This is a genomic window from Clostridioides sp. LIBA-6822, from assembly GCF_056688955.1.
Window position 1 is genome coordinate 570,869 of the sequence record NZ_CP196995.1, and the last position, 25,175, is coordinate 596,043.

Here is a 25,175-nt window from a genome sequence, read left to right on the forward strand (position 1 = left end):
AGATATGAAAAGAGAAGTAAAGCTTTCTAAATTGGCAATTGTATTGCTAATTATTATAGTAATGGCTGTTCTAGCAGGGATTTTTTCTTCGATTTCATCTTATAAGGCATTCGAAAAAGTAGAAAAAAGCATTAATGATATGAATAATTTGAGAACTCAAAGTCAGTATATAAAAGATACAACGAGAGAAGTAAGTGATGTATTAAGAAGATATGTATTTACAGGTGATAAAAAGGATAAAGATATTTATGAAAAAGAGCTATATGGAAAAACAAGAGAGTCGGCTTTAGATAAATTAGAAAGAATTGGTCTTACAAAGAGCGAATCTAATAAAATCTTAGAAGCAAAAGAAATATCAGATTCTTTGGCTCCAACAGAACAAAGTGCTATGAAAGCAGTTGAAAATAACGATAAGAGCATGGCTCAGAGTATAATTTTTGGTAGTGAGTATATAAATTCTCAAGAAAGAATGGATTCTTTGATAAATGAATTTCAAGAGGATATAGCTACTCGTTCAAATAATGAAATTATAGAAGTCAAAAAAGAATTACAAAGTTTAATACTAAGAACAATATTTATACTTTCTCTACTAATAATACTGACAATAATAGAATATACAGTAATAAAATTAAAGATAGTGATTCCTATTAATAAAGTAGAAAGACACTTTTCAAGAATTGCATCTGGAGACTTAAGAACAAGTATAGATGTTGAAGAAAGTAAATCTGAAATAGGAATGTTGGTTAGTTCCGTTAAAAAGATGCAAAGTATGCTTTTAAATTATATAGACCTTATAGATAGTACACTGACTAGTATTGCAAAAGGAGATTTAAGAGTAGAGATAGACCAAGAATTTATAGGAGATTTTAAATCAATTAAAACATCATTAGAAAGTATAATAAACTCTTTTAATAATGATTTTTCTGAAATAAATTTATCAGCAGAACAAGTTGCAAGTGCATCTGAACAAGTAGCAGCAGGTGCTCAGGCTCTTTCACAAGGTGCTACTGAACAAGCTAGCTCAGTAGAAGAGTTAGCTTCCACAATTAATGAGATATCAGATGGAATTAAGAAGTGTGCAGATAGTGCTAGTCTTGCATGTGAAGTATCTGACCAATCGGCACAACAAGTTAGTTTTGGAAGCAGATGTATGGATGATATGATGACTTCAATGGATGAAATAAGTGAAAAATCCAGTGAAATATCAAAAATAATCAAAACAATAGATGAGATAGCTTTTCAGACTAATATTCTTGCATTAAATGCAGCTGTTGAAGCAGCAAGAGCAGGTCAATATGGTAGAGGATTTGCAGTTGTAGCAGATGAAGTTAGGTCTTTGGCTGGTAAAAGTGCAAAAGCAGCTCAAAATACAGCAATTCTTATAGAAGAAGCCATTAAAACAGTAGAAAATGGTGTTAAAATTGCTAAAGAGACTGCAGAAGCATTAGATTTAGTGGTAAATGGTGTAGAAAAAACTACTGATTATATTAACGGAATTTCTTCGTCTGTACATAGCCAAGAAGTAGCAATTACACAGATTTTATCTGGAATAGAACAAATTTCTATAGTAGTCCAAATGAACTCAGCAACAGCAGAAGAAAGTGCAGCAGCTTCAGAAGAGATGTCGGCTCAAGCACAAATTTTAAAAGAACTAGTAGAAAAATTTCATCTAAAAGAAAGTGAGATAAGAGAATCATCGTGGATTTAAGTTATGAGATATTGTATATAACGGAAAATAGAAAATTATTTGAGGCCGTAGGTGATAAATATGAATTATATTGAACCGAGTATGAGACCAATGTTAGATATGTTTATATTTGAGACAAGTCTATTACTTGAACAATTAGATGAAATTATGATTCAAACAGAAAAAGAAAAAGTATTTAACTATAGCAATATTAATGAAACTTTTAGAATAATGCATACGATAAAAGGTTCAGCCTCTATGATGGGGCTAGACAACATAGCCGCTTTGGCACACAGTGTAGAAGACTTGTTTTATGTCATACGTGAAGAAAAAATAGAAGTTTTAGACAATGACTTTTTGTTTGATTTAGTTTTTCAATCTTTGGATTTTATAAGATGTGATATAGGTAAGTTGCAGTCAGGAGATTGCATATCTTCTGATTACTCTAACTTTATAGAAACAATTAAAGATTATGTAAGTACTTTGGAGATATCAAGCTCTATGGAACCAAAAGAAAATACAAGCTTAGAAGGTACAGATGATAAAGAAATAATAGATTCAGTTTTTTCATATAAAGAAGGTTCTGATATAGCAAAAATAATCTTTGAACAAGATTGCATGATGGAAAATGTAAGAGCTTTTATGCTTATATTTGAAATAAGGGACTACTGTAAATTTCTAGAATTTTATCCTAAAGATGTGGAAACAAATACAGAAACAGCAGAATATATTAAAAAATATGGGTTTTATATACAGTTTATTGCTAAAGATGACAAAAGCATAGTTTATAGAACTATACAAGAGAATCTATATGTAAAAGAATACCTAAATATTAGTGAAAAAGATATAGAAGTAAAAAGAACCTTGGATAATAGTGAAATAGAAAATAAATTAAAAAATAATCAGGAAATAAGTGTAGAGTATCAAAACACTTATACAACAGAATATGAATCACAAGAAAATATTTTAAAAGAAAAAGTAGACATAGAAAAGTACAGTCTAAGTGATGAGAATGAACATTTGCCAATAAGTAAACAGAGTATTATGAGTGTAAATTTAGAAAAATTAGACTTACTTCAAAATATAGTTGGAGAAATTGTAATTATGGAATCAATGGTTGTAAATAGTGTGAACTCTACAGGTGTTGATATAGATAATTTCAATAAAGCAACTAGACAATTGCATAAGCTTACAGATGAATTACAGGACATAGTAATGTCAATGCGTATGATTCAAATTGCTGGTGTATTTCAAAAAATGCATAGAATTGTACGAGATATGAATAAAAAATTGGATAAAAATGTAGAATTAATAACTATAGGTGCAGAAACAGAAGTAGATAAAAATGTAATTGATAATTTAGCAGAACCATTTATGCATCTTATAAGAAATGCTATGGACCATGCAATAGAACCTATTGAAGAACGGATAGCTAAAGGTAAAGAAGAAGTAGGAAAGATAGTTCTATCTGCTGAAAACTTAGGTGGAGAAGCCGTAATAAGTATTTCAGATGATGGTAGAGGTCTTATGAAAGATAAGATTTTAGCAAAAGCCAAAGAGCAAGGTATCCTTAAACATTCAAGCAATGAATATACTGATGATGAGGTCAATTCTTTGATTATGACTCCAGGATTTTCTACAAAAGAATCTGTAACTGAATTTTCTGGTAGAGGAGTAGGCATGGATATTGTACGTAAAAGTATTGAAAAGGTTGGAGGTTCAATTGAGGTAAAAAGCAAACAAGATGAAGGAACAACATTTACTATGAAAATACCACTGACTCTTTCGATAGTAGAAGGTATGGAGTTTAAAGTTGGAGATTCGCTATTTACTTTACCAATATCATCAATAAGAAGAACGTTTAAACTCACAGATTTAAACCAAATAGTTACAGAAGGTAATACAAGAGAGTTAATTATGATATATGGAGCATGTATCCCTATTATAAGGTTGCATAAAATATATAATATTCAAACAGAGGTAACTAATCTAATGCATGGTAATATGATAATTATTGAAAATGAGCAGAAAGCAGCATGTATTTTTGTTGATGAAATAATAGGAAATCAACAAGTTGTTGTAAAGCCATTTCCAGTTTATTTTAACAGGTTCAATATGAAAAACAATGGATTATCAGGATGTACAATACTTGGAGATGGAAGTATAAGCTTGATTATAGATGCAGATAACATTATGGAAATATATTAGGGGATTTAAAGTATGTCTAAAGATGAAATTATTAAACAAGTATTAACATTTTATGTTAATGATGTCCTTTATGGAATAGAATTAGAAAATGTGATTGAGACTATAAGATTTCAATCAATAACATATGTACCATGTCTTCCAAAGTATATAAGTGGAGTTATTAATTTACGAGGAAGGATAATACCTATTACTAATATGCATATAAAATACAATCTTCCTGAGACTGATTATAATGAGAGAACATGTATAATAATTACAAAGGTTGATGAGTATCAAGTTGGAATTATTGTAGATAAAGTTGTCGATGTTATCCAAATAAAGAAATTAAATATATTAGAGACAACCGATTCTAACAACATAAATACGAATAAAGATGTAAAAGAAATCGCAAAAGTTGGAGATAATTCTATACTAATTTTAGATATTCAAAAGTTTTTGATTAACAACATGTAGTTAGTTTTGACAAATTAGCAGGAGGAATTTTTTGCATGATAAAGCTCACTGATGAAGAATTTATAATTCTTGTAAACCATATAAAAAAAGAATATGGTATTGATTTAAGCAAAAAAAGAGCATTAATTGAGGGTCGGTTATATAATACAATGAGAGAAAGAAAGTTTAGTTCTTTTAGTCAGTATATGAATCTATTATTTAAAGACAAGACAGGAAATGAAGCTATAAACCTAATAAATAGACTGAGTACTAATCATACCTTTTTTATGAGAGAACCCCAGCATTTTGAGTTTATACATAATAATATACTTCCTTTTTGGGAAGAAAACAATAAATTAAGAAACTTGAATATATGGAGTGCAGGTTGTTCTAGTGGAGAAGAAGCGTATTCAATAGCTATGACCTTAGATGACTATTTTGGACATAATAAAGATTTGTGGAATATTAAAATTATAGCTACTGATATTTCAATGAATTCACTTGAAAAAGCTAAAAGAGCTACATACACAGAATTAAATGTTAACAATGTTCCTGATTTATGGAAGAAGAAGTATTTCATAGACAACAAAGATGGTACATTTAAAGTTTGTGATAAGATTAGAAGAAGTGTGGTTTTTAAACCATTTAATTTAATGAACGATTTCTCGTATCAACATTTTGATTTGATTTTTTGTAGAAATGTTATGATTTATTTTGATTTAAAAACTAGAGAAGAACTCATAAATAAATTTTATAGTGTAACTAAACAAGATAGCTTTTTATTTGTAGGTCATGCAGAGATAATTAATAGAAGCAATACCAAATATAAATATGTAAGACCTGCTGTCTATAAAAAATAAAAGAGTATTTTTGATATATGATTTTGTGGAGGCGGTAATGTGGAACATTTTAATAATATGGTAATTGCTATAGGTGCATCTGTAGGTGGCACAGAGGCAATACTTGAAATTATAAAAGACTTACCAAAATCGACACCAGGAGTTGTTGTAGTTCAACATATGCCAGCTATATTTACTGATATGTATGCACAACGGCTTGACAAGCAGTGTGTTATGAATGTAAGAGAAGCTAAAAATAATGATAGAGTAGAACGGGGAACTGTGTTAATTGCACCTGGAGGCTATCAGATGAAATTACATGTGAATAAAGACGGATATTATGTAACTTGTGAAAAAGGTGAAAGAATAAGTGGTCATTGTCCGTCAGTAGATGTTTTATTTGATTCAGTTGCAGAAGTAGCAGGTAAAAATTCAATAGGCATAATACTTACAGGCATGGGTTCTGATGGTGCAAATGGACTTTTAAAAATGAAAGAAAGTGGTTCATTTACTATTGGTCAAGATGAAAGTTCTTGCATAGTATATGGCATGCCAATGGTGGCTTTTGATAGGGGTTCTGTTATATTACAATTACCACTTGCTGAAATTTCAAACTGTTTGATGAGACATCTTAATATTTAAAGACGAAAAGATTAATTTTTTGTAAATAAAAAATTAATCTTTTATTAAATTATATGGATAAAAAACCCTAGAAACTCCAAATATAAGAAGAGAGATTTATATTTAGGAGGAAAATGATAATATGAAATTTTTTAAAGGCGATATGAAAGCTAAAGTTTTAAGATATGTATTTGTTTTAACCTTGACTATAATAGCTGTTTTAGCAATTAAACATGACCATATATATAATAATTTAGGGAAAGATGCTTCAATTAATCTAAATAGGAATAAAGAAGCAGTAAGTGTTATGAGTAATCAATCATTGCCAAAAGATAACACAAAGAGTAAACAAACTTTATCAGTAAGTACAATAGGAAGTAAAACAATAGTGAAAAATGATGAATATCTAGAAAGTACTATAAATATGCCTATAATAACAAATTCAAATAAGATTGTTGAAAGGTCTACAAATGATAAAATAAAAAATGATATCTTTGAATTTTATAATAAATCATATACAGAAGCAAAACAATATCTTAAGGATAATCCTGATGAAGAAAATAAGTTTGTTGCAAATGTGGATTTTGAACTTAAAAAGAATACTGACTCTGCTCTTAGTATAAAAGTAAGATATTATACTTATAGTGGTGGTGCACATGGATTTTATCAAGATATAGCATACAATGTGGATATGAGAACAGGAAAATTTTTAGAACTAATGGACTTATTTAAAGATAACACTAAATATAAGGAAGTTATAGATGAAGAAATTAAAAGACAAATAGCTGAGTTGGAAAAAAAGGATAAAGAAAATATCGGAATATACAATTTCAAAGGTATAAAAGAAAATCAAAACTTTTATTTACAGGATGAGAATTTAGTTATGTATTTTGATTTATATGATATAACTCCATATGCAGCAGGAATACCAGAATTTTCAATAAACAAAAAATTAATAAGCTATATGTTAAAACCAGAATATGTAGATTTATTTAATTTGAAATAGAAACTTAAATTAAATGTTATGCTATAATATCTAGCATAGAGATTTATTAAAATTGGGGGTATAAAAATGCTACTTTTAAAAAAAGACGACATAAAAAAAGTATTTACAATGAGAGATGCAATTGAGGCTGACAAGGAAGCTTTTAGAATTTATTGTGAAGGAAAAAGTGTAAATCCTTTGAGAACCAATATACAAGTTCCAAGCCAAGATGCTAGTATGTTATTTATGCCAGGATATGTAGAAGAATTGGGATGTGGGGGAATAAAAATTGTATCTGTATTTCCTAAAAATGCTCAAAAAGGTAAACCAGTAATTCCAGCAACAGTATTATTATTAGATGGCGAAACTGGAGAAGTGAGTGCAGCCTTAGATGGGACTTATGTAACTCAGATTCGTACTGGAGCAGCATCTGGAGCAGCTATAGATGTATTGGCTAAAAAAGATTCTAAGATAGGAGCTTTAATTGGTCTAGGAGGACAAGGTGAGCCACAACTTGAAGCTATGATAGAAGCTAGAACTTTGGATGAAGTGAGAGTTTTTAGTAGAAACAAGGAAAGTAGAGAAAAGTTTGCTGAAGAAATGAATTTAAAATTAAGTAAATATAATACTAAAATAATTGCAGTTGAATCTTCTGATGCAGCTATAGACAATGCAGATATAATAGTTCTAGCTACTCCATCAAAACAACCAGTACTTAATGGAAACTTAGTAAAAAAAGGAGCTTTAGTAAGTGCAGTAGGTTCATATATGCCAGATATGCAAGAGTTGTGCCCAAATTGCTTAACTAGAGCATCTAAGATATTTTTTGAATCAACAGATGCAGTTTTATCTGAATCAGGAGATATACTAATTCCATTAGAAGAAGGTAAAATAAGTAAAGATGATTTTAGCGGTGATTTAGGTAATGTTATAAATGGAACTATCCCTGGAAGAGAAAATGATGATGAAATAATTGTGTTTAAAACTGTCGGAATAGGTGTACAAGATGTCGTAACAGCAAAAAGAATATATGATAAAGCAAAAGAAAACGGTATTGGAATGGACTGGCAGTGGTAAAAATTTCAAAATAAGTCTATGATTAGACAAAATTATGTTATAATGTTGATAAATAAATTTTTTTATTATCTTAGTTGAGGGAGGATATTTGTATGAAAATGGTAAAAAAGTTAATATTATCTTCGATTATGGCTCTAGTTTTAGTTTTAACTATAGGGTGTTCTAATGCAGAAGAAAAAGTAAAATCAAATTTTGAAGCCAATTTAGCTGCACTAGAAATGTATAAATATGACGAAAAGGGAATTTCTGACGCATTAACAGAAGTTGAATATAAGCAAATTCAAACTTATAATAGCAAGGACAAGGTTTCAATGTTAGCTCAATTGACACCTCTTTATGGTAAAGAAAATGCTGAAAAGATATACAACACAATTGTTAAGTTAATCCAAGGAGTTGAAAAGACTGTAACAGTAGACTCTTCTAGTAAGGATAAGATAACTTTAAAAGTTGTAAGTAAAGCATTAGATACTAGTAAAGTAATGTCTGAAGCAAATAATTTAGTAAAATCATATGTAACTGATGAAAAGAATTACAACAAAAAAGAAAAAGAAGTTCAAGATGATATGGCAAAAATGATTATAGACCTTTACAATAAAAAGCCAACTAAGGATGTTACAACTTTAATTACATATACTAAAAAAGATGGTAAATGGCAACCACCTAGTAATATACAAACATTATGTGAAGGAATATATACAATTTAATTTATTTTAAAGACACAAAAACTATCTTTTAAACATATAATAAAATGTTTGGAGGATAGTTTATTTTATTCTAAAAATATAAATTATATTTTATAGGTAACGTATTTTATCAGGGTATTTAATACGACCTACTTGATTATTTTATTGTACTATTAGCCAAATTAATTTGATATATTTGGTAATACTGACTATATAAAACTAGCAATACAATTATGAGATATCTTGATAAAACATGGTGAATAATTGTGTGTTATATAGTCGAAAATATGATATATTAATATTATATTATGCGTTAAAAATTTACTTATGTATTTTTTAAAAGAAATTTTATATGAAATGAGAGGGGTGTTTTTTATGGTATCAAGGCAAGAATTAAAAAGAGTGTCCAAAGCTCAATTGTCTGGAAACTGGGGTACATGTGCAATTGCTATGGCAGTATACATTGCATTGATAGTACTAATATCAATTGTAGGATTGCCTTTTGAACCTTTAACTACTATTGTAGTAGCTATAATAGGTTTTTGCGTTGCAGCAGGATTTACATGTATGTTCCTAAAGATTACTAAAGATGAAAAAGTAAAAATAGGAGATATCTTTGTAAATGGAAGAATTTATTTAAGAAGTTTTGGATTTTATATATTAGAATCAATTGCTGTTTATATTTATTCTTTTATAATCACAATTATAGGAGCATTTTTATCATTTGGAGTTTTAATTACTAGTGGAGCGATTGAATATCTATCAAGTGATACTGTTGGGATAGGAACAATTATTTCTACTGGAATAACTTTAATTCTTATAATATTTGTTCTTATGTTACCAGTTTATATATTGCTATTATATGTTTCTCAAGCTGCTTTCTTAATTTGTGAAGATAAGGATAATATGGGTGTATTTAAAGCTATGGGTGCCAGTTTAGATATGATGAAAGGAAATGTACTTAAATTATTTGTACTAAACCTTAGCTTCATAGGATGGTATATACTGGCAATAGTTACTCTTGGAATAGGTCTAATATGGTTGATTCCATATGTAGGAGTTACTAACTGTAATTTTTATAGACAATTATTAAAAGAGAATCCAGATGTAGATGATATATTATTAGATAAAGAAAAATCTTATTCTATGTATTAAGATAGTTTTATAGTTAAAGAAAATATAGTTTAACTTAAATAGTAAAGTATACATTGACAAAACTGTCTTTTAGAGGAATTATTTTCTTAAAGGCAGTTTTTGTTATTAAAAAATAAATGGTTGACATAGTATAGACTATTATGATAGTTTTTAATTATAGTAATGACTATTGCGATAACCATATTTGAGGAGCGATTTTATATGGAAATAAAATTATTTGATTCAGAACTTAAAGTAATGGAAGTTCTATGGGAGTTAGGAGAAAGTAAGGCAGGGGAGCTAGTAAAGATATTAAAAGAAGAAACTGGATGGAATAGGAATACTACTTATACAGTTATAAAAAAATTAGTTGCAAAAGGTGCAATAGAGAGAATTGAACCGAATTTTGTTTGTAAAGCTTTAATAAGTAAAGAAGAAATACAAAAACAGGAAACAGAAACACTAATTAATAAGATGTTTGGAGGGTCTTCAGAGAAATTTCTTTCAGCTTTTCTTAATAAAGAAAATCTTTCAAGTGATGATATTACAAAACTTAAGCAGATTGTCGAAAAATTAAAGTGAGGTAAGATTTATGTTCATTAAATTGTTAGAAATGAGTTTTACTTCTGGAGTTTTACTTTTAATTATTATTTTCATAAGAGCATGTTTATTTAAAAAATTACCTAAAAAGGTGTTTGTATTATTATGGTTGATTGTATTGCTTAAACTTCTTATACCAGTAAGTTTAAACTCTGGTTTTAGTATTTATAGTATAATTGAATCTACTTTTAATGTTGAGTTAGGAGCCACATCATCTGAAGATTACACTCTTAAGAAAGTCAGTAAATCTATAGGTAAAAATACTTCTAACAATAAAGTACTATCTGATATTGAGAATCTTACAATATTGGAAATGTTAGGTATTTTGTCCCTTGTGGTTACTATTATACTTAGTATGTTTTTATGCTCTAAGTATATTAAAATAATTAATCTTTTTAAAACTTCAATACATATAAAAAATCATGATTTTATTAAAAAATGGATATGTGAAAATAGGTGCTTTAGAAAATTTATGGTTTGTGTATCTGAATTTACTAAGACACCGCTTACATCTGGTATTTTAAAACCACGTATTATTTTACCAAAGCAAATGGACTATAGTAATAATCAGACTTTAAACTTTGTTTTGACTCACGAGATGGTTCATATTAACAGGTTTGACAATATGTTGAAGTTGTTTATGCTTTTGGCTCTTGTTATTCATTGGTTTAATCCTTTAGTTTGGGTAATGTTTTTTTTACTAAATAAAGATATAGAATTTAGTTGCGATGAAAAAGTGATGAATATGATTGGGGAAGAATACAGAGCTGATTATGCAACTGCATTGATAAGTTTAGCAGAAGAGAATAACCCATTTTCAATGGCGATTTACAATGGATTTGGAAAGACAAAGATAGAAGATAGAATAGTTAATGTTATGAAGTTTAAAAAGTCAACTTATGTTACCTTTTTAGTTTCAGCTGTATTAGTTTGTGGAACAAGTCTTGTTTTCGCAACAGGGAATAAAGAAATTAATGAAGTTGAATCTTTTGATTTAACAAAAAGTGATAAAAGTGAAGTTTCATTAAGTAATAAATCTAATGATTTATATTCTTCAAGTATAGATTCAGATATTTCTGTTAGCATGTCAAAGGCATCTAGGAATAAAGAAGATGAATCCATGAGTAAAGTGAGTAAATCTAAAAGCAATGAAGATGAATCCATTAGTAAATCAAGTAAATCTAAAAGTAATGAATATATGTCTGTGAATAAATCTAGTAATTACAATGATGTATTTTATACTAATTCAAAAAATTATTCAGTTCAGGAAATTGGTTATGATGAGAATGGTTTAGTTATATCAAGACAAGGAAATTTGTTGTCAGTAAGCAAAGTACAATATAGAACTTCTGTAAAGGAACCATAAATCTTAGAGATACAAGAGATTTAGAATTAAAATACTATCTTAAAATAAGTTTAATTATTTTGAGATAGTATTTTTTATTAAAAAAATCATAAAAATACTTGACATAAAAGTGACTATCATGGTAGTCTAAAAGTGTAGTTAATAACTATTGCGATAGTCACTATCAACTACAATACTTAAATAAATATCTAAGAAAGGAAGATTGGTTATGAAAATAAAAAAATCTCTTATGGGTACAATGATGGCAGCTGCTATAGTATTAGGAGGAACAGGGTCAATATTTGCGAATGAAAATAGTAATGTATCTAATATTACATTAGATAAATTTGATTCTCTAATAAAATCAAGAATAAGTGAGCCTGCTGAATTAGAAAAGTATGGAGTAGAGTATTACACTTATGAAGAGTATGCTAAAAATATTGAAGATTTAAAAGCATATGCTAAAGACCCTAATGAAGTTAAAGATGTATCTGCAAAAGACCTTGAAAAGAGAATTAAAAAAATGGAACAAGATTTAGAGAAAATAAAAACTGAAGGATTGAAGATTATGAAACCTATTAGAGTAGAGACTGGAAATGGGCTTGTAATTTTCTGTGGTAGATAATCTACTCAGCTTGTAGTGTTGACATTGCTTTTTTATTAAAAAGTTTATAAAAATGCTTGACAGAAAAGTGACTATTGTGATAGTCTAAAGATGTAGTTAATAACTATTGCAATAGTCATTGCCGACTACAATACCCAAATAAATCTTTAAGAAAGGAAGATTGGTTATGAAAATAAAAAAATCCCTTTTAAGTACAATGATAGTATCTGCTATGATACTAGGAGGAACTGGAGCAGTATTTGCGAATGGAAATGATTCCTCTAATATTACATTAGAGAAATTTGATTCTCTAATAAAATCAGGAATAACTGAGCCTGCTGAATTAGAAAAGTATGGAGTAGAGTATTATACTTATGAAGAATATGCTAAACATATTGAAGAATTAAAGGCATATGCTAAAGACCCTAATGCAACTAAAGATGTAAGTCAAGAGGACCTTGAAAAAACAATTAAGATAATGGAACAAGAGTTAGAAAAGATAAAAACTGAAGGATTAAAAATTATGAAGCCTATCACTATAGAAAATGAAGATGGGACTCAAGTTTCAGTTTCTTCAAGTTTTGTAGCAACTAATTAGTGTTAAATATAATCTCAAAGATATCTTAAAACCCTAAATAAGCGTGATTAAATACATTAGGCTACTGTGATGTAAACATGCAGTTGATGGTTATCTAAATATTCATCAACTGCACTACCCAAATGAAATTTAAGTTTGTTAAAGTGAAGTAAAAAAGTATTAAAAAAACTTAGACAAGTGTAATTGAATATATTGAGTAAGAATAAAATGAGACTCAGATAAGTAATAAAAGAGCTAAAGTCTAAGCTAAAAAGGAAGTAAGAATTAGAAGAAAAACAAAATAAAAGTAAATCAAGTCAAAGTAAAAGTATTAAACCCAATTTATAATGTTAACATTTTTTAATGTATGTTAAGAAATGTTAACATTATTTTTTTTTATCCAAAATAATAATTCAAACATTCTGAAAATTCTAACGAAAATTAAATATTATCTATTAGATTCATTAAAAGTTAAAGGAAATAATCAATTTAGTATTTTTAAAAGGGGTTTTAAAAAATTTAAACTTCTTGGCATAACAATTGCTTAATACATAAAGTAATAATATGATTATAAATTTGTGGATTAATTTTATCATTATTTACTTATCAATACCTATACTATGTTGATAATAAATATATGTTGATAGCTTTTAAAATGTATCATAACAAGTACACTAAGCTATTAAAAGCGTATTATTTTTAAGGGGGGAGAGTAATGAAACAATTGCTTACAGGAAATGAGGCAGTAGCACGTGGAGCTTATGAAGCAGGAATATCTTATGCAGCTGCTTATCCAGGAACACCAAGTACTGAAATATTAGAAAATATAGCACTATATAAAGATGACATAATTGCAGAGTGGGCACCAAATGAAAAAGTAGCAGTAGAGTCTGCAATAGGGGCATCTATTGCAGGTGGAAGAGCACTTGCAGCTATGAAACATGTTGGAGTAAATGTAGCAGCAGACCCAATATTTACATATGCGTATATGGGAGTAAATGGTGCAATGATTATTGTATCTGGAGATGACCCTGGAATGCATTCATCACAAAATGAACAAGATAATAGACACTATGCTAAATTTGCAAAAATAGCTATGATAGAGCCAAGCAATAGCCAAGAATGTAAAGATATGTTAAAAGTAGCTGTTGAAATAAGTGAAAAATACGATACTACAGTCTTATTCAGAATGGTTACAAGAGTATGTCACAGTAAAGGTCTTGTTGAGCTGGGAGAAAAAGAAGAAACAGTTGTAAAAAAATATGAAAGAAATCTTTCTAAATTTGATGCTATACCAGCTACTTCAAGAGTACTTAGAGTTAAACTTGAAGATAGATTAAAAAAACTCGAGGAGTTTTCTAATGAAACAGATTTAAACTTTATAGAATGGAATGATAAAAAAATTGGTGTAATAACTTCAGGGGCTTCTTATGAGTATGCTAAAGATGTGTTTGGGGATACTGTATCATATTTGAAATTAGGATTTACGTATCCTCTCCCAACTAAGAAAATTAGGGAGTTTACAGAACAAGTAGATACTGTTTATGTAATTGAGGAATTGGAACCTTATATAGAAGAACATTTAAAAGAGAATAATATACCTTGTATTGGAAAGGAAAAGATACCTAATATAGGCGAGTTAAACCCAGATATCATAGCACAATCAATTTTAGGAGAAAAAAGAGAACTAATAGAATATAGTAAAGAAAAGATAGTAGGCAGACCACCAACATTATGTGCAGGATGTCCACATAGAGGATTTTTCTATGAGTTAGGAAAAGTTAAAAATGTACTTATAAGTGGAGATATAGGCTGTTATGGACTTGGAGGAGCAGAGCCTTTAAATGCTAAGGATACTTGCATATGTATGGGAGGTGGTCCAGGAGTAGCTCATGGGGCACAAAAAATATTTACTAAAAATAATATTAATATGAGAACTATAAGTACAATAGGAGATTCGACATTCTTCCATACAGGAATAAATGGGCTTATAGATATAATCTACAATAAAAGTAATACTGTAACATGTATTCTTGATAACAGAATTACTGGTATGACAGGGCATCAAGAGAATCCTGGAACTGGATTTTCATTACAAGGTGATGTTACTGAAATGATGGATATAGAAACTATAGTAAAAGCTTTAGGATGTAAGAATATAAAAGTTGTAAACCCTAATAAGTTGGATGAAGTTAAAGGGGCATTAGCATGGGCTTTATCAATTGATGAACCTTCAGTAATAATTACGAGATGGCCATGTGCATTAAAAAAATTCACGGAAGATGACAAAAAGAGATTTGACCTTATACCATCAGTTTGTAGTGTAGATGATGAGAAGTGTATTGGATGTAAGAAATGTCTTACAACAGGATGTCCAGCTCTGAGATTTGATAAATCTAAAAAGAAATCAAGTATAAATCAAGCTCAATGTGTAGGTTGTACAGTATGTGCACAAGTATGTCCAGTAAATGCTATAAAAAAGGTTGGTGAAAAATAATGAAAAAGGTTAAAAATGTATTGCTATCAGGTGTAGGGGGGCAAGGTACTGTTTTAGCAAGTAAAATACTTTCTGCTGGTCTTATTGATGCTGGATATGATGTTAAGATGTCAGAAGTCCATGGAATGGCTCAAAGAGGAGGAAGTGTGACAACTCAAGTTAGATATGGTGAAAAAGTACATTCTCCTATACTTGGAAAGGGAGATGTTGATGTGTTAGTTTCATTTGAGACTATGGAAGCTTTGAGATATCTTGATTTTCTAAAACCTGATGGTAAATTAGTAGTGAATGACTATGAAATGCCTTCAGCACCAATTTTAACAGGTAGGGTGGATTATCCTGAAAATATAATAGATGATATTAAAGAAAAAGTGGATGTAACTGTAGTAAAAGCAGTTGATATTGCAAGAGGTCTTGGAAATGAAAAAGTTATGAATGTGGTTCTTTTAGGAGCATTGATTAAAGCTTTACAGGTAGAAAATGATATAGATTGGGAAAAAATAGTGTCACAACAAGTTAAGCCTAAGTTTATAGAAATTAATATAAAGGCTTTAAAAGAAGGGATGAGTATCTAAAAAATAAAAATGAAGTTATAAGTATGTAAATGTATAGAAAAAATAACTGTAAATGAAACATATATAAGGCTATAAAATTAGATGATTAAAAAACAAAATAAATAAAGGGTTAGGGTAAGAGAATAAGTACAAAATAAATTGTATAGATGATTGTAGAGAAGGCTAGTTAAGAACTAGATAAAGGGTTAGGGTAGAAAAAAATTACAAAACAAATTGTATAGATGATTGTAGAGAAGGCTAGTTAAAAACTAGATAAAGGGTTAGGGTGGAAATCAATTATAAAATAAATTATAAGATGATTGTAGAAAAGGCTAGTTAAAAACTAGATAAAGGGTTAGGGTGGAAAAAATTACAAAATAAATTATAAGATGATTGTAGAAAAGGCTAGTTAAAAACTAGATAAAGAGCTAGGGTGGAAATCAATTATAAGATGATTGTAGAAAAGGCTAGTTAAAAACTAGATAAAGGGCTAGGGTGGAAATCAATTACAAAATCAATTATAAGGTGATTGTAAATAAGACTAGTTGAAAACTAGATAAAGGGTTAGATGAAAAGATAAATAAAAATTAAGATTAAAATACAATCATTTAAAAATAGAATTTTATAAATTTAAATATGGAAAATGAATATCTAATAGGCAATATTAATAAATAATTACAGATAGATTGTAAATTAAATAAATCTTTGACAGGAAGGAGAACTATTTATATATTAAATAGGATTTATAATATGAAAAAAGGCGATTTTATATGGAGTGGAATTCTTATTTGTATTATTGCTATCTTAGCGATACCAAGTAGTAGAGAAGTATTTATGGCAGCAACAGGTGCACATCCATATATTGGAGGTTTTTTCAAGTTTGCTGTACTAGCAACAATGGGAGATTTGCTTGGTGCTAGAATTTTGCATAAAGACTGGAAAATACCAGTAGGAGTCTTTTACAGAGCAATAGTCTGGGGAATAATAGGTGTAGCTACCACATATGCTATGTCAATCTACTCAACAGGTGTAGGTCAAGCACAAGTGGATGGTATGCTTCCATTTGAGGGAATAGCTTTTGCGAATGCTTTATTTAAGAGTGCAACCATGAATATACTAATGTCACCTACTGTATTTTTATTCCATAAGGTTATGGACTGTTTTATAGACAAAAAATATGAAGTTGAAAAAGGGATTAAGGTAACACTTAAAGATGTGGTAAATATTGTGGACTGGAATGCTTATCTTGGTTTTAGTGTTTTAAAGACCATACCATTTTTCTGGATACCATGCCATACAATTGTATTCTTATTCCCTGCTGAATATAGGGTAATTGCATCTGCATTTGCATCTATAGCTTTAGGGCTAATCTTAGCTTTAGCTAATAAATCTAAAGTTGCAAGTTAAGTTTATTGATGAAGTAAGGGGTATTATTTAAACTAGGAATAATCTTTTAAAATAGTAATAGTATTATTATATTTATAATACGTAATATTTTCATTATAATTTAACATTATAATTAACATTTTATTAAATTTCAAAATAAAAATAAGATTTTAAAGAAAACTAAATTTGCGAGTACTGTTTTTAAGAAGCTTAAAATCCCCCATTTAAAGTTTTAAGATTCTAAAACAATAAGTTATAACTACAAAAATGGCTGTTAGGACTATGATACTTAGAAGTTAAAATACTTATAGTATATCTTAGTTCGTAACAGCCATTTTTATTTTTAGCCAATAATTTAAGATAAATTCTAACTCGAGTCTTAAATTAAAGGGTTTAAAGAAGCTATTCTAGTTGTAGCCACATAAACTCTAGATATTTCATACCATGTTTTAAAATCTACTACTCCACTTTGAGGTAAACCAAAGATTCCTTGGAATATTTTAACTGCATTTTCTGTGTCTGTTCCATAGATACCATCTTCTCTTACTTTTGGGATAGCTGGGTAAGAGTTAGATATAGCATTTAACTGATTTTGTATAGTTCTAACATACTGTCCAGAAGAACCAACCTGTAGTGTAGTACCAGGGAATGATACAGGAACACCACTTACTATAGGTGCTTTTTCAAATACTATCTCATCTCCATAGAAATATCTTAGTATACCTTCATAGTCGTACCCTTGGTCACCTAAGTCTTTACTACCCCATTGAGTCATTTGGTCAGGACATTGAGATTTCTGACCATCACAGTATTGTGCTAATAAGGGCTGTCTCGCTGTGGGAGGTCTTTTTATAAATGTATTGAATATAGCATCTACAGCTACGTTAATTGGTTCAAATAAGTTTCTATTATTTATAAATTTATGGTCATATGCTGTTGATGAGGTTATTGTAAAATTATAGCCTTTATTTCTATACCATTCAGTGAAGACCCTATTTAGAGTAAATGATATTATAGCTATTATATTTGCATAAATTGTCTGCTCAGGCCAAGTTGAATATATTTCAGATGATGCTATATTTTTAATGTACTCTTTAAATGGAATCCAATAGTTTGGAGCTGATGAATTTTCTGGTAAACCATCATGAACTACTATAAATTCAGGTACTACAGGGTTATCTAATACAACGAAACCAGTAGGAGGTGGTAATGGTTTTAAATTACTTTCTGGAATCTTAGGAGGATAAGTACCAAATAAAGTATGTTCTCCTATGTCAAAAATCAATTCACTTTGTCTTGAGAAAGAACGTTTACTTCTTGTTCTAGGAAACATGGGAACTCCCTGTCTCGCTTCAATTGTAGCTAATAACTGTGTTCCTTCTATGACAACTGTTTCATATCCATCTGCTATGGCTTCTACTATATACTGGCTGTAAGGCCTAACATCAGATGGTTGTAGAGAGTAATCTACATCTGGTGCTGGTAATACTAATCCAATCACTTGACCAGATTCATTACTTGTTAGGTTTTGGTATAAAGTTGATGAGCTTTGGCTACCATTAGACATTGAATATATGTTTACTGTTGCATTTTGAATAGGTCTATTGTTAGTAGCATCGATTATACTTACTGTTAAGAAACCATCTTGCATCAAATCACCCTTTCTTTAAATGAATTTAGTTCCCTTATATTTCAAGATATGAATATAGCTTGAAATTTGTTAAATAATATAGATATAAATTTAAATTTTTTTAATGTTTTAGTATATTTGATTTTTAATAATTTAATGTGTATTTGAGAGTGTATTTAAAACAAAATAAGTTAAAAATAAATAGATGCTATAAAACAGAAATGGATTAAGAATTTTGAGCAGAAATGAATTAAAAATTTTGAAAGGAAAATAATCTATGAAGCTGGATTTATTTTTATTGGCAATAGTTCCTATACTAATAGGTCTGTTTTGGATAAGGTCTAAAGATAGATATTGCAGAGAACCTCTAATTCATTTGATTAAATTTTTTCTAATAGGTGCTTTTTTGAGTATTATAATTATACTTCTAGAAAATTTAATGATGAAATTTAATGTATTTGAAGGATATTCAGAACTAATATATGTATCATTTGTAGTTGCAGGGCTTGTGGAAGAAGGTGTAAAAGCTCTGATACTAATTCCTGCACTAATTAAAGAAAAACATTTCACGGAAAAACTAGATGGCATTATTTACTCTGTATTTTTAGCTTTGGGGTTTGCAACAATTGAGAATATAGTCTATATTTTTTCTGAGAGTGGCAACTTAGCACTTCAAGTTGGTATTAATAGAGCGATTATCTCTATCCCAGCTCATGTAATGTTTGCTATTACTATGGGATATTATATTTCTAAGTATAAGTTTGAAGGAAATAAAAGCAAAAGACGTGAGTACTTATTTATGGCTGTATTGATTCCAATTTTATTACATGGAGTTTTTGATTTTATATTGATGATAGAATATAGATGGGCTATTATATTACTTATAGTTTATGTGATAATGTTGTGGAAGATAAATCTCGATAAACTTGAGAAATATATGAATCACTCTAAAAAAGTGTTTTTCGGTAATCTTAAGAAAAAGAAGAGAAAATAGAGTTCAAAAGAAAAACATAAACAATTAAAAGTATTAAATGACAGACAAGCAAAGCAGATTGAAGGGGGATTATAGATTTGGCAAACTTACCAAAAGAATTTTTAGAAGATATTAGAGAAATACTACAAGATGAATATGATGATTTTATAAAAAGTTATGATGAAGACAAGACTACTGGTCTTAGAATAAATACATTAAAAATTGATAAAAACAAACTCTTGGATTTAAATTTGTTCGATTTACATCAAATACCATGGGCAGAAGAGGGTTTTTATTATGATGATAAAATCAATAGACCTGGTAGAAATCCACTGCATGAGGCTGGAGCATACTATTTGCAAGAGCCTTCTGCCATGAGTGTGATACCAAAAGCAGATATTAAAGAGGGGGATAAAGTACTCGATATGTGTGCTGCTCCTGGTGGGAAATCTACATATATACTGTCTGAATTAAATGATACAGGTCTATTGGTTTCCAATGAGATTAATGCGAGTAGAATTAAGGCTTTAGGTGAAAACCTAGAGCGATTTGGAGCGAGAAATTGTATTATAACAAATACTGATTCTAAAAGCTTAAGGAAGGCATTTAATGGGTATTTTGATAAGGTGATTATAGATGCACCTTGTTCTGGTCAGGGCATGTTTAGAAAGGATGAGGTTGCCATATCAGATTGGAGTTATGCAAAGGTATTAGAATGTCAATCCATTCAAAAAGAAATTATAAGAGATGGATATAAAATGTTAAAGAAGGATGGCATTTTAATTTATTCAACATGTACTTTTTCAAGAGAAGAAAATGAACATGTTATAAATGAGTTTATTAGTGAATATAAACATGCAGAACTTATTGAAATGGAAAGGTTATGGCCTCATAAAATAAAGGGAGAAGGTCATTTTGTTGCCAAAATAAAAAAATTAGAAGACGAAGAGTGTAATGTCAAGGAATTAAAAATAAAAAATTTAGATAAAGAAATAAAGGATTATAGGGAGTTTGAAAAGAAATTTTTAAAGGTTGATTTTTATAGTAATAAAAAAAATAAATTTTATTTAAGAGGAGAAAACTTGTACCTACTTCCAGAAGTATATCCAGATACGAAAAAACTGAAAGTATTGAGATACGGTTTGCATTTAGGGGTTTTAAAGAAGAATAGATTTGAGCCTTCTCATGCACTATCTCATTATTTAAAGGTTGAAGATGTAAAAAATGTCGAAAACTTTAGTGTACAGAGTGAGTCACTTCTTAAATACTTAAAAGGGGATGTTGTAAATTCTAATGAAAGTAGAGGCTGGGTTTTGGTATCGGTTGAAGGTGTACCTTTAGGCTGGGGAAAAGAGTCTGCTGGTGTAATTAAGAATCATTATCCTAAAGGTCTTAGAAAATTATTTTAAACTAGTAGAAAAAAGAAGTATAATATTTATATTGTAAGTTTATGGTAGATTATTTTGCTGTAGATTGACTTAATATTTAATACAGAGGAGACGATTTTAGTGGGTGAAGCAGTTAAAAAAGAAGTTGTAGAATGGATAAAAGTGATTGTCATAGCTCTTGTTTTGGCATTTGCTATAACTCGTTTTATAGTGCCAACAATAGTTAAGGGAGAATCAATGTATCCTACACTGGTTGAACGTGATTACCTAATAGTTAATAGAATCGCGTACAAGGTAGGAGAGCCAAAATACAAAGATATAATAGTATTCAAAACCGACTTAACAGAAGAAAATGGAAAGAAAAAAGATTTAGTAAAAAGAGTCATTGGGGTTCCTGGTGACCATGTGAAAATAGAAGACTCCAAGGTATATGTAAATGATAAATTGTTAAATGAGACTTCCTATATACATAATAATCGTACTGATGGAGATATTGATATAGTAGTTCCAGAAGGAAAATTATTTGCGATGGGAGATAATAGAGAAAAAAGTTTAGATAGTAGATACGATGAGGTTGGATTGGTCGACGAGCATACCGTTTTAGGAAAGGTTCTAGTCAGATTGTATCCATTTTCTAAGATAGGAACTATTGACTAAACATATAAAATTTGGAGCAATCGCTGATTAACTGAAATCACCAGACCATGCACAATAGTTGTCTGTATAAAAAAGACAACACCTTATTTAGTAGACTTATCTAAAAGATAATGTTAAAAAAGCATTATCAAAAAAGATAATATAACTATAAAGGAGAATTTGTGAATGAATGAAACTATTAAAGAAGAGATTGTAGAGTGGATAAAAATAATTATTACTGCACTTTTTTTTGCATTTATTATAACTCGTTTTATAAAACCAACACTAGTAAATGGAGAATCAATGTACCCGACGCTTAAATCACATGACTATTTAGTAGCAAATAGGATGACATATAAATTGTCAGAGCCAAAATGTGGAGACATAATGATATTTAAGACTGACTTATTACAAGACAATGGAAGAAAAAAAGAGCTTGTAAAAAGGGTTATAGGTGTACCTGGTGACCATCTAAAGATTAGGGATTCGAAGGTTTATATAAATGGCAAGTTATTAAATGAAGTTTCATATATACATGATAATTATACTGAAGGCGATATTGATATGGTGATTCCTAAGGGGAAAGTATTTGCGATGGGAGATAATAGAGAAATAAGTTTGGATAGTAGATATAAAGAAGTAGGATTAGTAGATGAACAAAATATTAAAGGAAAAGTTATTTTAAGAGTATTTCCTTTTACAGATATAGGTATTTTTGAGTAGGTGATTTGTATGGCAGTTGGTGTAGCATCCTTATTGTTTAATCTTGAGGAGGCTTTAAATATTTGTGAAAACATAAAGCAAATAACTCATTTAGAGATTGGAATTGACAATATATCTGAATGTAGTGAGTTACGTAAATATAAAGATAGAATTTCTAAGCTAGGATTATCTGTAGGGATACACTTACCTATGGAGTTAAATACTTGCGAAAATATAGAGTATATACGAAATTCATGGATAAATTTTATTGAGAAAATAGAATTTGAACTTAAAGGGTTTGATATAAGGTATTTTAATCTTCACTTGGGATATGTTATGACAAATAGAGTTAAAAAAAATAGGAACAAGTATTTAGACAATAGTGTAGACTTTTTAGACAAGATAAATACAAACTCGTATATATCTATGGAGAATACTTATTCAAAAAATGGGGATTTTTCAAATATTGGAAATATATCTTATGATTTTGAATATATATTTAATAGAATTAAAAATTCTAAGATTTGTTTTTGTTACGATACTGGACACTGTTTAATTGATGAGGATGATTATATAAAGAACTTGAAGGATAAAATAAAAGTGATACACTTAAGTGATAATGATGGTATCAATGATACACATGTAGGTATAGGAAAAGGAATTTTATCTGAAGAGGGGATTAAAGAGGTCTTAAAATTAGATGCAGAATATTTAGTACTAGAAATAAATTACGAAGATATTGAAGATACTATAAGTAAATTGAATCGTATTGTAGGAGAGGGTTAAACACCTCTCTTTAACTTGTTAATATGCCTCGTTGATTAAAATTTGTATTCATCAAAAGGAAGGAGATGTTGAAGTGAAAAAAATAAACTTAAAAATAGACGGAAAAAATAAAGAATATTCATTAGAAGAAAACTCTTTAGGAATTAGGCTAGGGGATATAGCAAAAGAATTTTGTGATGAGCATAAGGGTTATATAACACTTGCTGTTGTAGATAATAAATTAAAAGAGCTAAATTGCAGAGTAAAGAATGATTGTGAGATAAATTTTTTAGATACTACTAATGAAGACGGGGAAAGAGTTTACTTTAGAGTCATGTCATTTGTATTTGTAATGGCTTGTAGAGAAATATTTTGGGATAGCAGAGTTACAATAGAACATTCATTATCTGATGGGCTATATTGTGAAGTTCATATAGAGAGAAAACTTAAAGAAGTGGATGTTGAAAATATAAAAAACAAGATGGAAGAGATAGTAAACAACGATTATACTATAGAAAAAATTGAAGTTACGAGAGATGAAGCTATTTCTATATTTGAAAACAATGAAATGTATGAAAAAGCAGAGCTTTTGAAATATAAAGAGTATGACAGTGCTAAAGTATATAAGTGTAGAAACTATATAGACCATTTTTATGGGTATATGCTACCATCAACTGGTTATATAAAATCATTTGATATTAAACTTTACAATGGTGGAGTTATAATTCTAGGCCCTAGTGAAGAAGATAAGACTAAACCTATGAAATTTATACCTCAACCCAAGTTATCAAGTGTGTATTATGAAGCAGAAGAATGGTCAAGACTTATGGGAATTGACAAGGTAGTGTCACTTAATAAGATAATAGAAAACAATGAATATGGAGACATAATAAGAACATTTGAAGCGTTACATGAAAAAAAATTATCTCAAATAGCAGACATGATAAAAGATAATAATAAGAGAGTAATCTTAATAGCAGCTCCATCTTCATCTGGAAAAACAAGTTTTGCTCATAGATTATCTATACACCTTAGAGTGAATAATTTAAATCCTATTTCGATTTCTTTAGATGACTATTTTATAGACAGAAAACATACTCCTTTAGACGAATATGGAAATTATGATTTTGAATCAATTTATGCTATAGATTTAGAGAAATTTAACTTCGACTTAAAGAGACTTTTAGCAGGTGAAGAAATTGATGCTATAAGATTCAACTTCAAAGAAGGAAAGAGAGAATATACTGGTAAAAAAATAAAGATAGACTCTAATCAACCGATTATATTAGAAGGTATACACGGGCTAAATCCTATTTTAACATCATCTATACCAGAAGAAGATAAATTTAAGATATACATAAGTGCCCTTACTCAAATAAATTTGGATGACCATAATAGAATTCCTACTGCTGATTTGAGAATGATAAGAAGAATTGTTAGAGATTATAATTTTAGAGGTTATAGTGCTGATAATACTATTTTACAATGGGCATCAGTTAGAAGAGGAGAAAAGAAGAATATATTCCCATATCAAGATGAAGCAGATGCTATATTTAATTCTGCTTGTGTATATGAGTTAGCAGTTTTGAAGCGATTTGCTAAGCCTTTGTTGGAGGAAATAAAAGAAGATAATCCTGCACACATTGAAGCAACTAGACTACTAAAGTTTTTACAATATTTTGTAGAGCTAGATGATACTTCTGATATACCAGGAACTTCAATTCTTAGGGAATTTATTGGAGGAAGTAAAATAGTGGATTAATTTGGTCTATAGTATTTGTTTTTAGATTTGTTAGTAATAAGAGAGGCTGTCTCAAAATAGAGATAAGCCTCTTTTTCATTGTTGAAATAA

General features: G+C 29.1%; 23 protein-coding genes. 22 read left to right on the forward strand and 1 reads right to left on the reverse strand.

Going from position 1 to position 25,175, the window contains the following annotated elements; all coding sequences use genetic code 11:
- Positions 1 to 4: 4 nt before the first annotated feature.
- The 16 genes from ACTG48_RS03000 (at position 5) to ACTG48_RS03075 (ending at position 17,250) form a co-directional block, all read left to right on the forward strand.
- Positions 5 to 1,708 carry a HAMP domain-containing methyl-accepting chemotaxis protein gene (locus tag ACTG48_RS03000; RefSeq protein WP_479918087.1) on the forward strand — a complete coding sequence of 568 codons (1,704 nt, stop codon included), beginning with the start codon at positions 5 to 7 and terminating at the stop codon, positions 1,706 to 1,708.
- Positions 1,709 to 1,768: 60 nt separating this feature from the next.
- Positions 1,769 to 3,895 carry a chemotaxis protein CheW gene (locus ACTG48_RS03005; protein WP_479918088.1) on the forward strand — a complete coding sequence of 709 codons (2,127 nt, stop codon included), beginning with the start codon at positions 1,769 to 1,771 and terminating at the stop codon, positions 3,893 to 3,895.
- Positions 3,896 to 3,907: 12 nt separating this feature from the next.
- A complete protein-coding gene (locus ACTG48_RS03010) occupies positions 3,908 to 4,348 on the forward strand; it encodes a chemotaxis protein CheW (protein ID WP_021383177.1) in 441 nt (146 codons plus the stop codon).
- 35 nt (positions 4,349 to 4,383) lie between these two features.
- Positions 4,384 to 5,187 (forward strand): CheR family methyltransferase, encoded by an 804-nt coding sequence (locus tag ACTG48_RS03015; RefSeq protein ID WP_021383196.1) that lies wholly within the window; start codon positions 4,384 to 4,386, stop codon positions 5,185 to 5,187.
- 39 nt (positions 5,188 to 5,226) lie between these two features.
- Complete coding sequence (locus ACTG48_RS03020) at positions 5,227 to 5,808, forward strand: CheB methylesterase domain-containing protein (protein WP_044212594.1); 582 nt, start codon at positions 5,227 to 5,229, stop codon at positions 5,806 to 5,808.
- Positions 5,809 to 5,929: 121 nt separating this feature from the next.
- Entirely contained in the window at positions 5,930 to 6,793 is an 864-nt protein-coding gene (locus ACTG48_RS03025) for a DUF3298 and DUF4163 domain-containing protein (RefSeq protein ID WP_021383164.1), read from the forward strand.
- A gap of 66 nt (positions 6,794 to 6,859) precedes the next feature.
- Positions 6,860 to 7,849 carry an ornithine cyclodeaminase family protein gene (locus tag ACTG48_RS03030; protein ID WP_021383161.1) on the forward strand — a complete coding sequence of 330 codons (990 nt, stop codon included), beginning with the start codon at positions 6,860 to 6,862 and terminating at the stop codon, positions 7,847 to 7,849.
- A gap of 92 nt (positions 7,850 to 7,941) precedes the next feature.
- Complete coding sequence (locus ACTG48_RS03035; protein ID WP_021383193.1) at positions 7,942 to 8,553, forward strand: DEAD/DEAH box helicase family protein; 612 nt, start codon at positions 7,942 to 7,944, stop codon at positions 8,551 to 8,553.
- A 354-nt stretch (positions 8,554 to 8,907) separates the two neighbouring features.
- Entirely contained in the window at positions 8,908 to 9,687 is a 780-nt protein-coding gene (locus tag ACTG48_RS03040) for a DUF975 family protein (RefSeq protein ID WP_479918089.1), read from the forward strand.
- A gap of 201 nt (positions 9,688 to 9,888) precedes the next feature.
- Positions 9,889 to 10,248: a BlaI/MecI/CopY family transcriptional regulator gene (locus ACTG48_RS03045; RefSeq protein WP_021383180.1), complete on the forward strand. Its 360-nt coding sequence runs from the start codon at positions 9,889 to 9,891 to the stop codon at positions 10,246 to 10,248.
- Positions 10,249 to 10,258: 10 nt separating this feature from the next.
- Positions 10,259 to 11,632, forward strand: a complete 1,374-nt coding sequence (locus tag ACTG48_RS03050) for a M56 family metallopeptidase (protein WP_021383168.1) — start codon at positions 10,259 to 10,261, stop codon at positions 11,630 to 11,632.
- Between the two features lie 208 nt (positions 11,633 to 11,840).
- On the forward strand, positions 11,841 to 12,236 hold the full coding sequence (locus tag ACTG48_RS03055) for a hypothetical protein (protein ID WP_479918090.1): 396 nt from the start codon (positions 11,841 to 11,843) through the stop codon (positions 12,234 to 12,236).
- A 166-nt stretch (positions 12,237 to 12,402) separates the two neighbouring features.
- A complete protein-coding gene (locus ACTG48_RS03060; RefSeq protein WP_021383191.1) occupies positions 12,403 to 12,813 on the forward strand; it encodes a hypothetical protein in 411 nt (136 codons plus the stop codon).
- A gap of 694 nt (positions 12,814 to 13,507) precedes the next feature.
- The gene (gene iorA, locus ACTG48_RS03065; protein ID WP_479918091.1) at positions 13,508 to 15,289 is read left to right on the forward strand and encodes an indolepyruvate ferredoxin oxidoreductase subunit alpha; all 1,782 of its coding nucleotides are present in this window, start codon (positions 13,508 to 13,510) and stop codon (positions 15,287 to 15,289) included.
- The gene (locus ACTG48_RS03070; protein ID WP_479918092.1) at positions 15,289 to 15,864 is read left to right on the forward strand and encodes an indolepyruvate oxidoreductase subunit beta; all 576 of its coding nucleotides are present in this window, start codon (positions 15,289 to 15,291) and stop codon (positions 15,862 to 15,864) included. The genes iorA and ACTG48_RS03070 overlap by 1 nt, the downstream gene beginning before the upstream one ends.
- A 729-nt stretch (positions 15,865 to 16,593) precedes the next feature.
- Positions 16,594 to 17,250 carry a hypothetical protein gene (locus ACTG48_RS03075; protein WP_479918093.1) on the forward strand — a complete coding sequence of 219 codons (657 nt, stop codon included), beginning with the start codon at positions 16,594 to 16,596 and terminating at the stop codon, positions 17,248 to 17,250.
- Positions 17,251 to 17,608: 358 nt separating this feature from the next.
- On the opposite strand, the gene sleC is transcribed toward ACTG48_RS03075, so the two are convergent.
- Positions 17,609 to 18,880: a spore cortex-lytic germination protein SleC gene (gene sleC / locus ACTG48_RS03080; RefSeq protein ID WP_021383172.1), complete on the reverse strand. Its 1,272-nt coding sequence runs from the start codon at positions 18,878 to 18,880 to the stop codon at positions 17,609 to 17,611.
- A 256-nt stretch (positions 18,881 to 19,136) separates the two neighbouring features.
- On the opposite strand from sleC, the gene ACTG48_RS03085 reads away from it, so the two are divergent.
- The 6 genes from ACTG48_RS03085 to ACTG48_RS03110 all read left to right on the forward strand — a co-directional run bounded on the left by ACTG48_RS03085 (position 19,137) and on the right by ACTG48_RS03110 (position 25,085).
- The gene (locus tag ACTG48_RS03085) at positions 19,137 to 19,853 is read left to right on the forward strand and encodes a PrsW family intramembrane metalloprotease (RefSeq protein ID WP_021383182.1); all 717 of its coding nucleotides are present in this window, start codon (positions 19,137 to 19,139) and stop codon (positions 19,851 to 19,853) included.
- Positions 19,854 to 19,930: 77 nt separating this feature from the next.
- Positions 19,931 to 21,241 (forward strand): RsmF rRNA methyltransferase first C-terminal domain-containing protein, encoded by a 1,311-nt coding sequence (locus ACTG48_RS03090; protein ID WP_479918094.1) that lies wholly within the window; start codon positions 19,931 to 19,933, stop codon positions 21,239 to 21,241.
- Positions 21,242 to 21,340: 99 nt separating this feature from the next.
- Entirely contained in the window at positions 21,341 to 21,877 is a 537-nt protein-coding gene (gene lepB, locus ACTG48_RS03095) for a signal peptidase I (protein ID WP_021383227.1), read from the forward strand.
- A gap of 165 nt (positions 21,878 to 22,042) precedes the next feature.
- A complete protein-coding gene (lepB, locus tag ACTG48_RS03100) occupies positions 22,043 to 22,579 on the forward strand; it encodes a signal peptidase I (protein ID WP_021383221.1) in 537 nt (178 codons plus the stop codon).
- Positions 22,580 to 22,588: 9 nt separating this feature from the next.
- The gene (locus tag ACTG48_RS03105) at positions 22,589 to 23,344 is read left to right on the forward strand and encodes a sugar phosphate isomerase/epimerase family protein (protein ID WP_479918095.1); all 756 of its coding nucleotides are present in this window, start codon (positions 22,589 to 22,591) and stop codon (positions 23,342 to 23,344) included.
- A 73-nt stretch (positions 23,345 to 23,417) separates the two neighbouring features.
- Complete coding sequence (locus ACTG48_RS03110; protein WP_479918096.1) at positions 23,418 to 25,085, forward strand: uridine kinase family protein; 1,668 nt, start codon at positions 23,418 to 23,420, stop codon at positions 25,083 to 25,085.
- The last annotated feature ends 90 nt before the right edge of the window (positions 25,086 to 25,175 follow it).